Origin of the sequence: Bradyrhizobium tunisiense, assembly GCF_042263385.1 — a bacterium.
Lineage (GTDB): Bacteria > Pseudomonadota > Alphaproteobacteria > Rhizobiales > Xanthobacteraceae > Bradyrhizobium > Bradyrhizobium tunisiense.
On record NZ_JBHLEV010000002.1, the window covers coordinates 671,118 to 685,451 of the forward strand.

A 14,334-nucleotide genomic window follows, 5' to 3' on the forward strand; every position below is an offset into this window, starting at 1 on the left:
ACAACAGACCCTACGGACCTCCTTCATGCTCGTCATCTCGATTCAAAGCCAGGTGGTTCACGGCCATGTCGGCAACAGCGCGGCCGCCTATGCCATGCAGGCGGAGGGCGTGAACGTTGCGGCGGTGCCGACGACGCTGCTGTCTAACCACCCACGCTACCCGAGCCTGCGCGGACGGGTGCTGGAGACCGAGCTCGTCGCCGATCTCCTGAAGGGCGTGGAAGAGCGCGGGCTCGTCGACGAGGCCGCCGTGCTGGTGACCGGCTATCTCGGCTCGCCCGGCAATGCCGCCGTGATCGCCGATTTCGTCGAGCGGGCGCTCACGCGGAATGCGAAGCTCGTCTATCTCTGCGATCCCGTGATTGGCGATGACGGCCGCGTCTATGTCGCCGACGGCATTTTGGACGTGGTCCGCCACCGGCTGCTGCCGGCAGCAAACCTGACGACGCCGAACCAGTTCGAGCTCGAGCTGCTCTCGGGCCTCACGATTGCGGATGCGCAGGGCTTGCGGGCCGCGTGTGCGGCACTGGCGGCGACCGGCCGGATCGACGTCGTCGCCACCGGCTGTACGCTCAACGACACGGCGGCGGGACAGTTGGAGACGATCCTGTGCGCCGACGGCCGGTTGTCGCGCTTCGCGACGCCGCGCCTGCCGATCCGACCCTACGGCACCGGCGATCTCCTCACCGGTCTGATCGCGGCCCGTCTGGCCAGGGGCCAAGCGATCGAGGCCGCGGTGCGGCTTGCGGTCGACACGGTTTTTGCGGTGCTGGTGCGTACGCAGGAGGCCGGCACGGCGGAGATGCGGCTCGTGCCGCTGCCAACGCCGGGCCGCGCGCCGTAAGTCTCAGGTCGCGCGCTTGCCGGTCGATTGTGCCGATTTCTGCGGCTTCGCGGCACCCTTCTGCTCGTGCACGGCCTGGGCCTTCGGCGGTTTCGCATGGGCCGCGGCGCGCACCACCTTCCTGGACTTCGCGCTCGCGATCTGCTTCCCGTCGCCCGTGCCACGGCGCGAGATGTACTCCTGGCCGTCGATGGGGCCGACATGCGGCGGATCACGGCCGAGATAGGGCCGGCCGATGCCGTACGTCTTGCCGTTGGCGTCGACCCACTTCCACAGGATTTCGGTCGAGACCCAGCGCTGCGCGCGGTTGTTCCCCTGGGTGCTGACGATGTCGGCCGCCATGCCGTGGCCGTAGCCGCCGCGCGTGCTGCCGCCATGATAGGAGCGGTCGGAGGCGGCCTTCAGGCCGCTCGCGATCGACTGGCGATAGTCGTCGCGGAACGCGCTGGTGATGCCGGGTGAGAGGCCGGCGGCTTCCGCGGCGAGCAGCGTGCGAAACAGCTTTCGCTTGAAGCTCCTGTCCATGCCGCCGATGACATAATCCATCATCGACATGCCGGCGCGCTCGGCCGCCTTTGGATCCTTCCAGCCGAAATCCTGATCGACCAGCTTCGTGAAGCTGCGCATCACCGTGACCGTCTTGCCCTTGCGCTTGACGGTGACGGCGCGGAGCTCCTGGACCTTGAGCGAGTCTTCCTTTGCGGTGCGCTGATAGAGCTCCCAGAGATAGCGATCGATGCAGGCATCCATGACGAAGCATTCGTCGAGCACGGCGACGGTATCGGCTGGAGGTGATGCCTTGCTAGCAGCCGTGACCGGGCCGCTCGCGATCGCGGCGGAGGACAGCGCGTCCGTCGTCACGATTTCGGTGGGGTCGGCAGATGCCAGTTTGACCGGCTCCGGCGCGGCCGGCGTATCCTCGCTGACGACGGGCTCCGGTTCAGGCGACATCTGCGGCGCGGGCGGTGCCTCGGTCGGCAGTATCAGCGTCGGATCGGCCGCAGCGAGCTTGACGGCGGGGGCGCGCGTCTCAGGTGCGGTCTCAGTGATCGTCGGGGCCGGCGCCGCTGCGACGGCTGCCGCGATCTCGGCAGTCAAGGCGATGCCGTCCTCGATCATGGCAGCGCGCGGCACGTCGGCGACGTCGAGCCGGCTGAGATCCTTCGCGCGCGAGACGGCAGCCGCGTTGGCGCTGCTGTTCTCGATCAGGGCAGGAGCATAGGCGGAGAGGGAAAGTGCCAGCCAGCCGGCGAGCACGGCCGAAGGGCACGCGACCGCCACCAGAAGAGACCGCCGATCGTTCATGATCCCTGCCTCCAAACGGTTCTGCCCGAACCCGACTTGCCCGGACAGTGATGATGCAAACAGTCTGACGAAACAGTCTTGCATGGAAAGGCACGCAGCGCCTTGATTGTTCGGAGCATGGTGTGGCGGCGCAATGGCGTAAATCGGCGAAAACGGGCTTTTCGAAGAGGTGTTGCACAGCTGCCACGAAGGTTCCAGTTTGTTCCCAAGTGGGTTTTTGCTTGTGCGTTGCGCGCAACTTTGGTGCGGCTGGGGCGTTTGGTGGCCCATGACGCATCCCTCGCTTCGTCCCATGGACGCCTTCGACCCTACCGAACCCGCTATCCTGCACGATCGCCTCACGGACACGATCATCACCTGGACCGCCGATCAGGCGGACGACTACAGGCGGGCCAGCCGCCCCAGTGGCGATGGAACCGTGGCTTGGAAGACCTATCTCTTCGATGGCTGGGGCAACGTGCTCGGCGGCTGAGCACTGTCCATAAGACCGTCATGTCGCCGCAGATCACGATTCGGCCAACGCCTTGTACGCATTAAACATATCGCCATGCACCGCGCGCGCTGTTGCAATGCAACAAAGCATGTCGCAACGCAGCAAATCGCACCTAAATATGCTCCGACTCTTCCACTCAGGAGCACTACCAATGAACAAGAAAACTCTGTTGATCGCCGCCGCCATCCTGACGATCGCGGGCAGCACCGCGGCTTTCGCCGCCGAGTTGCCGACTTACGAGGCCAACGGATTTGCAGTCTCGCCCTTGCAGGTTCGCGTGCTCGGCGCCGCGCATGTCGAGCAGACTGCTGCGCCGACCACGGTCGCCTCGGTCCACCAGGCGAAGGTCCTCAGCCCGCGCAAGGTGAAGACCGCCGACGTCACCACGGGCGCTACCCGCTGATCTGACGTCGCGTGACGGCAGGTGGGTTCCGCGGAGAGCGGGACCCACTGCCTCGCCCGACGTCTTCTACATCGGCGCTGCTCGCGGATCGCGGGTGCAGGATCGTGCTCAATATCCCGGCGCGGTGATTGACACCGATACCCGATCTGAGACTCGCAGCCCGGGATCTTTCCAAGCTCTCCGCGCGCGCAGCCGGACTGCAGAAGCCTTGTATTTCTATTTCGTCGCGTGCCAGCCCTGCAGCCGCGAGGGTTGAGCCGGCCGGCGCGCCGGCATAACGCTTGATCCATGGATCAGCGGACGAGCGGCGCTGGCGCTCTTTCTCGGAACGACGATGCAGTGCCGGCCCTGCTCGGCGTAACTTGCGGCCTTGCCGCAGCGCTGTTCTGGGCGCTCGGCTTTGCCGGCACGCGGCATGGGCTCAAGGTCGGCTTCACGCCGGTCGATCTGCTGGTGCATCGCTATGTCTGGTCGGGAATCGCGTTCCTGCCGCTGGTGCTGCGCGCCGGCCTCAGTGATCTCTGTGGCATCGGCTGGAGCAGGGGCCTCGTGCTGATGGTGCTCGGCGGCCCCGTGATGTCGCTGATCTCCTACACCGGCTTCCTGTTCGTGCCGCTCGGCCATGGCAGCGTGATCCAGCCCTCTTGCGCAACGCTCGGCGGCCTGCTGCTCGCAGCACTGCTGCTGAAGGAGCATATCTCCGTCTCGCGCCTTGCCGGCGCGATCGTCATCGTCGGCGGCCTCGGTGTGATCGGCGCGGAATCGATCGGCCATATCGGTGCCGACGGCGTGCTGGGCGATCTGATCTTCGTGCTGACGGGACTGATGTTCGCCGGCTTCGGCGCATCGCTGCGGCACTGGCGCGTCTCCGCCGTGTCGGCTGCGCTGGTCATCAACGTGCTGTCGCTGCTGCTGCTGCCGGTCTACATCGCGACCGTCGGCCTTGCCCATGTCGCGGCGATCGGCCTTACCGAGAACGCCATCCAGGCGCTGGCGCAGGGCGTGCTCGCGGGCCCCGCTGCGCTGTATCTCTACGCCGTCTCGGTCCAGCGCCTCGGCGTGGCCCGCGCCGCGGTGTTTCCGGCCTGCGTGCCGGCGCTGACGCTGCTCACCGGCTGGCTGCTGCTCGGCGAGCCGCCGACGCTCTTGCAGACCGCGGGCCTCGTGACCGTGCTGTGCGGATTTTACCTGGCGCAGCGGCAAAGCTAGCGCGGGCTACGCCTTCCGCACGAACTCAGACTTCAGGTTCATCGCGCCGATGCCGTCGATCTTGCAGGCGATATCGTGTCCGTCGCTGGCGTCCTGCAGGCGGATGTTGCGCACCTTGGTGCCGCCCTTCACGACCGAGGAGGAGCCCTTGATCTTGAGATCCTTGATCACGATGACGCTGTCGCCGTCGGCGAGCACATTGCCGTTGGCATCGCGCACGCCGGCGTCCTGCGACGCATCCGCGGCCGTCTCCGCCGCCCCGCTCCATTCATGGCCGCATTCCGGACAGACCCAGAGATCGCGGTCCTGGTAGGCGTGCTCGGAGTTGCAGGCGGGGCATTTCATCGTGTCGGTCATGGCAGGTCTCGTCTCACCCTTATCTCGTCTCGGCGCCTCGTTCGTGGCGCGACCGTAGGGGCCGAGAACAGGAAAGCAAGGGAAAGCTGCCGGCACATCGCGCCGCCATCGTCTGCCGGTGCGATGTCACCGAAACAGTGCGACGAAGATCACGTAGAGCCAGCCCAGGCTGCCATGCTTGACGCAGATCAACCTGGCCTTGCGCTGCAAATCTAGGCTGGCGCGATGAGTCAATCGCGGTGAGGTCTGGCGATGTCGCACAGTGTTCGAATCTCCATCGGCATCGTCATCCTGATCATCCTGTCGGCGCTGTTTCTCTTCAGCGTCGTCCACACCGCCGCGGGGGCGCCGAGGCCTGCCTCGCGCACGACCGCCGAAGGACAGCGCCTGGCGCAGGCGTGGTGCCAGTCGTGTCACGCGGTCGAGCGGAGCATCACCGACTTCTTCGACGAGGCCCCGAGCTTCCAGGCCATCGCCGACCGCAGCGGCACCACCGCGCTGTCGCTCAAGGTGTTCTGGCGCACCAGCCACCGGAACATGCCGAATCTGGTGATCTCGCCGGAGCAGGCCGATGCGCTTTCGGCCTATATCCTGAGCCTGAAGAGCAGATGAGGGGCCCGCCAAACCAAATTTCGCGAAAACAACCCCATGCACAGTAGGTATCCAATTGAAATTGCAAGAGATTTTATTTTGATTCGGCGATACCGAAGTCTTTTTGCGCCGTCGGGCAAATCAGGCGCATGATGCCACGGTGAAAGCCCTCTCGACGTCCAGGCGCTCGATGCGTAGCCTCCGCCCGTAACGTGTGACGAGCCCGCCATGACCTTCCTTCTCAACATCGACGTCCCCGACGTTGCGAAAGCCACCAGCTTCTACACCGAAGCCTTCGGCCTCACGGTCGGCCGCCGCTTCGGCGCTGACTTCGTCGAGCTGCTCGGCTGGCCCGCGCCTGTCTATCTCCTGACCAAGCGGATCGGAACGGTCGGTGCGGGCGGCGACCTCCGCCGCTACGAGCGGCATTGGACGCCGGTGCATATCGACGTTGTCGTCGACGATGTCGATGCTGCCGTCGAACGCGCGGTGCGCGCCGGCGCGATCCTGGAAGTGCCGGCGATCGATGCGCCCTATGGACGGATCGCGATGCTGGGGGACCCGTTCGGGCACGGATTTTGTCTGCTGGCGTTCAGCGAGAAAGGGTATGACGCGTTGTTGGGAAGTTCGTAGTTCGGGCTACGATCGACGCGCGCTGACGGGACGACATGCCAAGGAAACTGAAGACCTACCAGACCTCGCTCGGGTTCTTCGACCAGGCGATCGCCGCGCCCTCGATGAAGGCGGCGCTCGAGGCCTGGGGCGCCAGCTCCAATCTGTTCCATCAGGGCGCAGCGACGGAGACTGACGATCCCGGCATCGTCGCGGCGACCATGGCGAAGCCGGGCGTCGTGCTCAGGCGTCCGGTCGGCTCGAATGGCCCGTTCACGGAGAGCGCCGATCTGCCGACTGATCTCGCCGATGACGACGCCAAGCCGAAACGTAAGGCCAAAGGCAAGTCGGCATCGAAGCAGCGTCCGGCCAAGACGGCGAAGAAGCCGTCGCGCAAGATCGACGATCGCGCCGCGCGCAAGGCCGCCGCCGCGTTCGAGAAGGAGGAGCGGCGGCGCGAGGCCGAGCGTCGCAGGGAGGAGGCGGCCCGCGCCAAGGCGCGCGCGCACCGGGACAAGTCAGTCGCCGCCGCCGAGGTGGCGCTGGACAAAGCGAGGCGGGAGCACGAGGCGAAGGCGGAGAAGATCGAAGCCGAGCGCGCCGCGCTCGACGAACGCGCGGAGGCCGAGCAGGCCCGTTGGGACAAGCAGCGGATGAAGCTGCAGCAGGCACTGCGCCGCGCGCGGGAGTGATCGGCAGACAGGAACGCACAAGGCGCCGCCCGGGAGGAATTCCTTTACCATGGCCTCCGGTCGCGACCAAACTGCAGCAAGCTTGGGAGCTGCGGAAAAAATTCTGCGATAGTCTCGCCCCGATTGCGGCTGCGCCGGATGCGCCATGCGACGCCGCCGCGGGCATTGGGGAGCTGTCATGAGAGATTATCGCGCCGCCGCCAGGCATCACACGCTACGGACCGGCATCGTCGAATTCAACAACGGCAGCGGCAGCATCGTCAGCGTGCCCTGCACGATCCGCGATGTTTCCGGCAGCGGCGCGCGCCTTCAGCTCAACAGCTCGGCATGGGTCGCCGACGAGTTCACGCTTGTTTTCACGAGCGGCCTGCGCAAGGCCTGCCGCGTTGCCTGGCGCAAGGAAAGGCTGATCGGCAGCGCGTTCGCGGACGGCTATGCCAGCGTGGACGAGCATGCCGCCATGATGACCGCGGACGAGCAGGCCCGGCATCGCCTCGGCATCGGCGCACGCGTCAAAGCCGCACGCGAGACCCGCGGCTACACGCAAGCCCAGCTCGCCGAGCGCCTCAGCGTCACGCCAGCCTTCGTGGCGCTGGCCGAGCAGGGCGAGGCGGACATTCCGTTGTACCAGTTGATGCACATTGCGGATCTGCTGATGGTCGGTCTCGACGGGCTCGTGGCGGGGCCCGTGCCGGAGGAGGTTGACGCGGCGTAAGCGGGCTACGCTCGCCCAAGCGTCGGAGCGCGCGCCTCGTCCTTCGAGACGACCGCTTCGCGGTCTCCTCAGGATGAGGCTAAGCAGCCATCGCGGCTGTCGAAGCTGTTGCCGCGCACTCCGCCCTCATCCTGAGGAGCCCGCTCAAAGCGGGCGTCTCGAAGGATGGCCGCGGAAAAAGTCTCACACGAAATTCGCTTGCCTTGCCCGGCGTCCTTTTGCACTCTCGCTACGAAGGAGACCAATGCATGACAAAAATGACCGCCGCCTGCGCGCTCGGAACCGCCCTGGTGCTGGGCAGCCTTGCAACATCGGGCGCCGAAGCGCAGACGCGCAAGGCCGTCGTCGTCCGCGCGCCGCAAGAGCGCCTCATCGTCACCGCGCCCGTGCTGCGGCCGACGCCGTGGGACTACAATGTCGTTCCGCGGTATCGCTATCGCCCCGAACACGACAAGGTCGATCCCTACGGCCCGCCGCTGGTGCCGTCCTATGTCCGCTACGAGGGCTGGCGCTGGCCGTATTGGTGGTAGGAATCAACAGCGCGTAGGTGGGCAAAGCGACTTGTCCGCCGTAGCTCGAAGAGCGAAGGCGGAAGCGTGCCCACGTGTCTTTTCCGATCCGGAGAGATCGTGGGCACGGCGCAAGCGCGCCTTTGCCCACCCTACGACACCGCGCAAGCAGGTCGAGCATCGTAACCCTCTGCTGATATCACCCCGGCTTGCGTCCCCTAATCGCGTGCGCGCGGGCGCTGGTGGTGATGCGGCCGTCCGCGTCAGCGGGAAGACGCGCCTTCACGCGCCGCATGAGCTCGGCGACATCGGCCGCCGGCATCGCCGCGATGACAGGCGCGGTGGTGGGCGACTTTGTCTGCACGGCCCAGAACTCGTCGAAATCGGCAAAATTCCGCTGCACGGTGATCTCGCGGGTTTCGAGCTCCAGCAGCCCGGCCGCGCGCCAGAGGTCCTGCAGCGCCGCAAGGGTCGACACTTCCATATGCGGCGGACGCGTCGGCGACAGCCCCATCGCGCGCATCTCGTCGAGGATCGGATCGAGCGGAGATTCGCCGCCCAGCATATTCCACATGTAGGTCGCGACGAGCCCGCCGGGACGAACGACCCGCGCCAGTTCAGCCACACCTTTCGCGGGGTCCGGCACGAAGACGAGAACCAGGGCCATCACCGCGGCATCGAAGCTTGCCGCCTCAAATGGCAGTGCCATGGCATCGCCTGTCTGAAACACGGCGCCGCGCGCGCCGGGCCGCGTGCGGGCAAAGGCGAGCTGTCCCTCGGAAGGGTCGATGCCCTGCACGTCGCTGGGGGCGCAGCGCGCAACGATGAGCTCGGTGAAGGCGCCGCTGCCGCAGCCGACATCGATCCAGCGCAGCCCCTGTGCCGGCTTCAGCCAGTTGAGAAAGATCTCGCCGACCGACCGGCTCCAGACGCCCATCATCCGCTCATAGGCGGCACCGTCATCGAAGCGAAGCTCGGCCATGGAACGGCTCCCTCGGCTTTTCCACAGGACTATGCGGAGGAGGCTGAGGTTAACACATTGGTTATTTCTTTGCGGGCATTTTCGCGACCTCAGTCAGCGAGGAGGCACCATGTCCGACATCACCATTCCCGGCGGCAAGATCCGTTCCTTCGTCGAGCGGATCGAGAACCTCGACACGGAGATGCAGGAGTTGAGCGAGCAGAAGAAGGAAGTCTTCGCGGAAGCCAAGGGCGAGGGTTTCGACGTGAAAATCCTCAAGGAGATCATCAAGCTGCGCAAGGAAGACAAGAACGAGCGCGACGAGCGCGAAAGCCTGCTCGACCTCTACATGCGCGCGATGGAGACGGCTTCGCCGGAGCAGGCGAAAGCGGCGTGAGACGATCGGGTTGATCGGCGAGGAGAGGTCGCCGCGATCGGTGGCTTGCGGCTATCGCTTCGCGGCGTGGCAAGAGCTGCCTGGTGGATCGCCTCGGGCGGAACGACGAAAGGGCGGCCATGGGCCGCCCTCTCGATCTTGTGCGTGATCCGTCGGACTGCGCTTAGCCCTCGATGATATAGACGATCTCGTGGGTGTGTGGACGAAGGATGACGTACCTGCCCTGCACCAGGATGAACTCGTATCCGCGCCACGCCGGATAGATTTCGACGATACGGCTCGGCAACGGGTGATAACGGACGCTTGTCGGGACGACGGTGCCGATAGACAGGTTGAAGTTCACGTTGGTGACTTCCTCGACCTTCTCCTGCTTGATGGCCGAAGTGATCTGGGTGCGCTTTTCGGCGGGAGGCGCGGCGACCGCCGTGGTCGCGGCATTGCCGGTCGTCTTGCCGTCCGGTGCGGCAGGCTTGCCCTCCGCAGTTGGCGTCTTCAGGTCCTTGGACGTGGTGGCGGAATCAGTCGCCTTTGCCTTCCCATCGGCCTTCCCATCGGCCTTCATCTCGCCGGTCATCTTGCTGTCGGCGGTCGGCTTGGTTTCGGAAGCCGAATTCTTCACGTCCTTCGACGTGGTCGCCGGAGCCATTCCTTCCGCGGCCTTCGGCTTGCCATCGACCTTTGCGTCGCCGAGCTGCTTTGCATCGGGCGCGCCCTTTGCTGCGGGCGCATTCATCGGTGCCGCGCTGTCGGCTTTCGGCGCAACGGCAGCGGGAGACTCAGGAGCCTTTGCTCCGCCTTGAGCCATCGCAAGACCGGTCGCTGCAAACAAGGCCGCAACGGCGACAGAAGCCATCAAAGTATGTTTCATCTGATTTTCCAATTCGATTAAGTATGATGCCGACGAGAGTCAGCCATGGAGGGCAAACGGGCCGGCCCGGTCGAAGTTCCGTTTCTATTTGTGGTTTAATGACGATTGATGCGGCCTTATCGGGAATGCCTGCAAAAATCGAAGAATAGTGGCGTTCGCGGTATCATTCCCGGGCGAGGGCTTTAGCGCCATCAGAATATTCAAATATAAGTTGTGCCGAGCGGAACCGTCGGCCCTTGCGCATGTTGATTTAGCAATATGTACGCAAGCGGGATCGAACGTCGATCCTGACTCCCTGCAGCGACACAAGGATCGCACTCGCTTGCCAGGTCTGGCACGGCGCCTGAATCCTCCGTCCGCGCCAACCGGAAACTGTCCGAACAGCCCGGCAATGCCGTTCAGATCAACCGTGGCTTCAGCCTGGTGATCTGCAAGGAAAGCTCGGCTGGACACGACCAATGGCCCCAAGGTCCGACGACCCTGGTCGCCCAGCTTTGCGCAGCTCAACTGTCATTCGACCGAACCATTGAGGAATCAAAATGCATATGTCGAGCGAAAGCCTTTTGGTCATCCTGTTCGTAGGTCTGGTCGCCGGCTGGCTGGCGGGCCAGATCGTGCGTGGCACCGGCTTTGGGATCGTCGGTGATATCGTTGTCGGAATCCTCGGCGCGTTTTTCGGCAGCTGGCTGTTGCCTCAGCTCGGCGTTCATCTTGGCAGCGGCATCATCAGCGCCATCGTCAACGCCACCATAGGCGCGGTCCTGCTGCTCCTCGTCGTCCGCCTGCTCCGCGGTGGCGGTGGATGGGGAAGCAGCTGGCGCGGGAGTTGGGGGCGACGCTGGTGAGCCATGTTGAAGCAGCGACGTCGCGCGCCGGCAAGACGCAGGCGCGCGCGGTGACCTCCGGACCGACACCATGCTAGACTTCTCGAATGCATCCTTTTCGCCTGAAACGATCGAGGTGATGAACGCGGCGCTGGACGCGGCGGTTGCGTCACTCCCTGCACCGGTCGGCTCCGCGCACGTTCAGGCGATCGCGGAATCGATACTCCGCACCGCGAAGGAGGGCGAGCGAGACCCGATCGTCCTGCAGCGCATGGCGCTGATGGAGCTTCAGATATCGACGCGTTGCGATGCCGGGACCCGAATTTGAGCGCTGGCGCCAAGGGCAGCTGACGTGAAATCCCAAGCAGATCATCAAGCTGCGCAAGGACGACAAGAACGAGCGCGACGAGCGCGAAACCCTGCTCGATCGCTACATGCGCGCGATGGAGACGGCCTCGCCGGCCGCCGCGACGTCGCGCGTCACTTTTCCTTCTTTTTCACGCTGATGTTGCCGTCGCCTTCGATATAGGCCTCGATCACGTCCGCAGGGCTATCGACGCCTTCTTCGCGGAGCTTGCTCAGCAACTCGTCCATCGTCACCAGCTCCTGTCGCAAATGGCGGCGAAGGACCTGGCCGTTCTTGATCAGAAGGAGCGGCGGGGGCCGAACAAGCCGCTCCAGGAAGGGCACGTGATAGCCGAGCCAATCGATGGCAAGGTTCCAGAAGATGATGGTGCCAACGAGCACCAGACCTTCCGTGATCGATCGGTATTCACCTGCCATGCCGTTCTGTGCGGCGTCGGCCAGAAGGACGACGAGGAGCACATCCGGGATGCTGATCCCGCCGGTTTGTCGCTTCAGGATGAGGCGCATCAACACGAAGATGCCGAAATACATGATGGTGCCCCGCACGAGCATTTCCAGGAGCGAATGCGTCGGGGCAAAGATCTCGTGCCATGGCAGCTGGAAGTTCAACATGGGACCTCGCATCTAAACAGGAGCTTTCCTGCTAGCATGTTTAGATGACCTGATGGACCAACGCCGTGCGCTTGCAGGAACCCACTCAGAGACGGTGCAGTGCAGCTGGATCAGCGATTTCGGCCTGCGTGGGCACGAGAATGCCGGTTGATCGGTGAGGGAGAGGTGGCCGCGATTGAAGGATTGCGGCCGTCATGCGGTGGCAACCACGCAAGAACTCACCGTCATTCCGGGGCGCGCGAAGCGCGAGCCCGGAATCCATTGCGCCACTCGTCGTGCCATCAGATGGATTCCGGGCTCGCGCCCAAGCGGGCGCGCCCCGGAATGACGGCGTCCATCATCAATAGCGGTCGCCGCTGCTCTTTTGCTGCGTGATCCAGGCCGACAATGACTTCGGTGCCGATTTCACGATCCGGACAGGTGCTGTCTTCGGATTGCCACGCAGGCCCTTCGTCGAACCTGCGCGCGGCGCTTGGGTTGCGTTGCCTCTCGGGGCCGCCGTCGATGCTTCCGCGGCTTCCTTCTCCAGGCGCAATTGCTTCAATCGCGCCATCTTGATGCGCTCGGCCTCGACTTCGGGTCGCTCGGCGAGAAGCGGCTTATGTTGAGCAGTCTCCGCTGGAACCAGGACGCCGAGAATGGTCGTCTCGCCGAGCGCCTTGCAGGCCTCTAACCGATGCAGTCCCTCGACCAGAACGAGGCGGTCTCCGTCGCGCCGAACGGAAATGGGGGTCCGTTGCCCGATGTCCAGCATGCTTTCCGCGATCTCCGCGACGACCTCGGGCTTGATGGCCTTCTTCTGCTTCGTGGGAACGAAGATTGTCTCGATCGGGAAGCTTTCCGGTTTGGGCATAGTCTAACTCCGCGTCTCCGGGCCCGTCGGAACCCATGCCGGTGAAAGGGGGAGTTTAGGAGGGCAGAGGGCGACAGCAAGGGCAAATATCGGCCCCGGGGTATTGATGATCACCGAAGCTGGCCTCGATTGCCGTGAAAGTGCGATCGATCGACGTCGAACGAGACGCGAGTCGCACATGATAGGACGGAGAGCGTGTCAATTTGGCATTGTCGCCGTAGCTAAAGTTGAGAGTTTGGTGGGCTGTCGCTGTAATTGCTTAACTTGCAACCGGTTTCTGATCTGGGTCAGAACTTGTGGGGAGAATATCTTTGCTCTGTCGTGGTTTGAACTTTGGCCACGAAGGCGGTCGTAGCGCCTTCGATGGATGAAGTGTCGTAGCGTCTGCCTTTGTGTTTCTTAACGTGCCCGGGGCGATGTTGCTTACGCCGCTCAGGTCCATGTCGTCAAAAGTTATCGTTGGCGAAGTCGCGAAATAGAGATTGGACTCCGGTAGCAATTTCATTCGGCGCATCGAAGACCCGACGACGATTGAGTCAAATAGGTCGATCTTTGCGCTCCGTAAAGATCTGTCGCTATCAAACGAAGCAACGATCGTGACCTTATACAAGGTGGAATCGTTGAGTTCGAGCTGAGGCAAGTTGACGAGGCGAAGGGAATAAAGACCGCAACTGTTGAGGGCTGAGCTAGAGTTGTGATTTCCGTAAAGGTTGGTATTCGACAATCGCGAGGAGAGAATTGAAATGTTCGAGTTGCTACAGTGAAAAGTCGAGTCCATGACATCGCAGTCAAAGAGCTCGAATCTGGTGTCGCGAGCGTCGAATGTGCATTTTGAGAACGTACATCGGCGAAAGTCGACAGCAGCCAAGGCTGTTGTGCCGAAGCGGCGTCCCACAAACAGGCATTCATAAAAGAATGGCTTAGTGTCCGACGGCAAACCAATTGGCAAGCTTGCGAGCGCATCAACGGCTTCGTTAACGTCTACTCGAGTTTCTGGCGTGCGACCCATCCATTCGTGAGCACGAGAGAGAAGTCCCTTCGTTTCTTCAATCCATTCCATTCGTCTAGATTCAGCGTCGGCGTCTGAGCTATCAGATTCGAGTTCGTAAGCCCAATCTGTCGAACGAGCTTTCGGCCACTCAAACTTGTCGACTATGTCCCCGGCGCGATCCGACCAAGAATTTTCGCGGACGTATGACCTGAGGATGTTTTTGATCTTTTCTCTGTCTCGGAGGCTCTCTTCCCCAAGCCGAGCTAACGAGTGAATTCCGCCCAACCGAACTTCGATGTTCGGAGCAGTTTTTGTGGTGTCTACCCCGTCGACTGTTCGTTTTATTTCGCGAGTTTCCCCGAGCTGCTCGATCGCTCGCGAGAAAATGCTCGTGTAGTGAGTTTCGCGATCAATCTCAGTCTTTTGTTCACTGATACGAGTTTGGCGGTCGAGAATGCGTAGCCGCCAAACAATAAGTGGGAGACTGATAGCTCCGGCGAGAATCGGAAGTGCGGTTTTGGTTGCCTCTGCAGCACGTTTCTGATCGCCACTGACGAGATCAATGAGGAGCCAGGCAAGAGCAATTACAGCAATAGCTGAGGCGGCAACGAATATTGAGATGACAATTACACTTACCGGTAGCGAGAACGCTACCGGTGGGTTTTCAAGAAAGGCTAATTTTAAGGGCCAACCTCGCTGGGTGGTCGATGTTTCTTGTTGCTCCATCATCAA

Annotated in this window: 19 protein-coding genes and 1 pseudogene; 13 read left to right on the plus strand and 7 right to left on the minus strand. The window is 63.1% G+C overall.

Annotated features, from left to right (window positions below; translation table 11 throughout):
• Positions 1-25: 25 nt before the first annotated feature.
• Positions 26-844 carry a pyridoxal kinase gene (gene pdxY / locus ACFDR6_RS10575; RefSeq protein WP_375858219.1) on the plus strand — a complete coding sequence of 273 codons (819 nt, stop codon included), beginning with the start codon at positions 26-28 and terminating at the stop codon, positions 842-844.
• A 3-nt stretch (positions 845-847) separates the two neighbouring features.
• On the opposite strand, the gene ACFDR6_RS10580 is transcribed toward pdxY, so the two are convergent.
• On the minus strand, positions 848-2,149 hold the full coding sequence (locus ACFDR6_RS10580) for a hypothetical protein (protein ID WP_212085821.1): 1,302 nt from the start codon (positions 2,147-2,149) through the stop codon (positions 848-850).
• 292 nt (positions 2,150-2,441) lie between these two features.
• On the opposite strand from ACFDR6_RS10580, the gene ACFDR6_RS10585 reads away from it, so the two are divergent.
• From ACFDR6_RS10585 to ACFDR6_RS10595, 3 genes are all read left to right on the plus strand, one after another.
• On the plus strand, positions 2,442-2,621 hold the full coding sequence (locus ACFDR6_RS10585) for a hypothetical protein (RefSeq protein WP_317239702.1): 180 nt from the start codon (positions 2,442-2,444) through the stop codon (positions 2,619-2,621).
• A gap of 172 nt (positions 2,622-2,793) precedes the next feature.
• Complete coding sequence (locus ACFDR6_RS10590; RefSeq protein ID WP_375858220.1) at positions 2,794-3,045, plus strand: hypothetical protein; 252 nt, start codon at positions 2,794-2,796, stop codon at positions 3,043-3,045.
• Positions 3,046-3,333: 288 nt separating this feature from the next.
• A complete protein-coding gene (locus ACFDR6_RS10595; RefSeq protein ID WP_317239701.1) occupies positions 3,334-4,254 on the plus strand; it encodes a DMT family transporter in 921 nt (306 codons plus the stop codon).
• 6 nt (positions 4,255-4,260) lie between these two features.
• On the opposite strand, the gene ACFDR6_RS10600 is transcribed toward ACFDR6_RS10595, so the two are convergent.
• Positions 4,261-4,611: a zinc ribbon domain-containing protein YjdM gene (locus tag ACFDR6_RS10600; RefSeq protein WP_375858221.1), complete on the minus strand. Its 351-nt coding sequence runs from the start codon at positions 4,609-4,611 to the stop codon at positions 4,261-4,263.
• 252 nt (positions 4,612-4,863) lie between these two features.
• Here ACFDR6_RS10600 and ACFDR6_RS10605 point away from each other — a divergent pair, with 252 nt between their 5' ends.
• From ACFDR6_RS10605 to ACFDR6_RS10625, 5 genes are all read left to right on the plus strand, one after another.
• Positions 4,864-5,223, plus strand: coding sequence for a c-type cytochrome (locus tag ACFDR6_RS10605; RefSeq protein WP_375858222.1), 360 nt, complete (start codon positions 4,864-4,866; stop codon positions 5,221-5,223).
• A 207-nt stretch (positions 5,224-5,430) separates the two neighbouring features.
• Positions 5,431-5,835: a VOC family protein gene (locus tag ACFDR6_RS10610; RefSeq protein WP_212085802.1), complete on the plus strand. Its 405-nt coding sequence runs from the start codon at positions 5,431-5,433 to the stop codon at positions 5,833-5,835.
• A gap of 35 nt (positions 5,836-5,870) precedes the next feature.
• A complete protein-coding gene (locus tag ACFDR6_RS10615; protein ID WP_375858223.1) occupies positions 5,871-6,506 on the plus strand; it encodes a cell envelope biogenesis protein TolA in 636 nt (211 codons plus the stop codon).
• Positions 6,507-6,684: 178 nt separating this feature from the next.
• Positions 6,685-7,221 (plus strand): helix-turn-helix domain-containing protein, encoded by a 537-nt coding sequence (locus ACFDR6_RS10620; protein WP_375858224.1) that lies wholly within the window; start codon positions 6,685-6,687, stop codon positions 7,219-7,221.
• Between the two features lie 248 nt (positions 7,222-7,469).
• Positions 7,470-7,751, plus strand: a complete 282-nt coding sequence (locus ACFDR6_RS10625; protein ID WP_212085796.1) for a hypothetical protein — start codon at positions 7,470-7,472, stop codon at positions 7,749-7,751.
• Positions 7,752-7,929: 178 nt separating this feature from the next.
• Here the strand turns inward: ACFDR6_RS10625 and ACFDR6_RS10630 are convergent, their stop codons facing one another.
• Complete coding sequence (locus ACFDR6_RS10630; RefSeq protein ID WP_375858225.1) at positions 7,930-8,712, minus strand: class I SAM-dependent methyltransferase; 783 nt, start codon at positions 8,710-8,712, stop codon at positions 7,930-7,932.
• A gap of 109 nt (positions 8,713-8,821) precedes the next feature.
• On the opposite strand from ACFDR6_RS10630, the gene ACFDR6_RS10635 reads away from it, so the two are divergent.
• The gene (locus ACFDR6_RS10635; RefSeq protein WP_061848285.1) at positions 8,822-9,088 is read left to right on the plus strand and encodes a DUF2312 domain-containing protein; all 267 of its coding nucleotides are present in this window, start codon (positions 8,822-8,824) and stop codon (positions 9,086-9,088) included.
• Positions 9,089-9,251: 163 nt separating this feature from the next.
• On the opposite strand, the gene ACFDR6_RS10640 is transcribed toward ACFDR6_RS10635, so the two are convergent.
• The gene (locus tag ACFDR6_RS10640) at positions 9,252-9,956 is read right to left on the minus strand and encodes a DUF1236 domain-containing protein (protein ID WP_317239693.1); all 705 of its coding nucleotides are present in this window, start codon (positions 9,954-9,956) and stop codon (positions 9,252-9,254) included.
• Positions 9,957-10,495: 539 nt separating this feature from the next.
• On the opposite strand from ACFDR6_RS10640, the gene ACFDR6_RS10645 reads away from it, so the two are divergent.
• The 3 genes and pseudogenes from ACFDR6_RS10645 to ACFDR6_RS10655 form a co-directional block, all read left to right on the plus strand.
• Positions 10,496-10,801: a GlsB/YeaQ/YmgE family stress response membrane protein gene (locus tag ACFDR6_RS10645; RefSeq protein WP_375858226.1), complete on the plus strand. Its 306-nt coding sequence runs from the start codon at positions 10,496-10,498 to the stop codon at positions 10,799-10,801.
• 70 nt (positions 10,802-10,871) lie between these two features.
• Positions 10,872-11,108 carry a hypothetical protein gene (locus tag ACFDR6_RS10650; protein ID WP_375858227.1) on the plus strand — a complete coding sequence of 79 codons (237 nt, stop codon included), beginning with the start codon at positions 10,872-10,874 and terminating at the stop codon, positions 11,106-11,108.
• Between the two features lie 34 nt (positions 11,109-11,142).
• Positions 11,143-11,286 (plus strand): annotated as a pseudogene (locus ACFDR6_RS10655) (GapR family DNA-binding domain-containing protein); the annotation flags it as partial.
• Here ACFDR6_RS10655 and ACFDR6_RS10660 read toward each other — a convergent pair.
• From ACFDR6_RS10660 to ACFDR6_RS10670, 3 genes are all read right to left on the minus strand, one after another.
• Entirely contained in the window at positions 11,261-11,758 is a 498-nt protein-coding gene (locus ACFDR6_RS10660) for a DUF421 domain-containing protein (protein ID WP_375858228.1), read from the minus strand. The pseudogene ACFDR6_RS10655 and the gene ACFDR6_RS10660 overlap by 26 nt on opposite strands.
• Before the next feature lie 340 nt (positions 11,759-12,098).
• Positions 12,099-12,611, minus strand: coding sequence for a ParB N-terminal domain-containing protein (locus tag ACFDR6_RS10665; RefSeq protein ID WP_375858229.1), 513 nt, complete (start codon positions 12,609-12,611; stop codon positions 12,099-12,101).
• 259 nt (positions 12,612-12,870) lie between these two features.
• Positions 12,871-14,331, minus strand: coding sequence for a hypothetical protein (locus ACFDR6_RS10670; protein WP_375858230.1), 1,461 nt, complete (start codon positions 14,329-14,331; stop codon positions 12,871-12,873).
• Positions 14,332-14,334 lie beyond the last annotated feature (3 nt).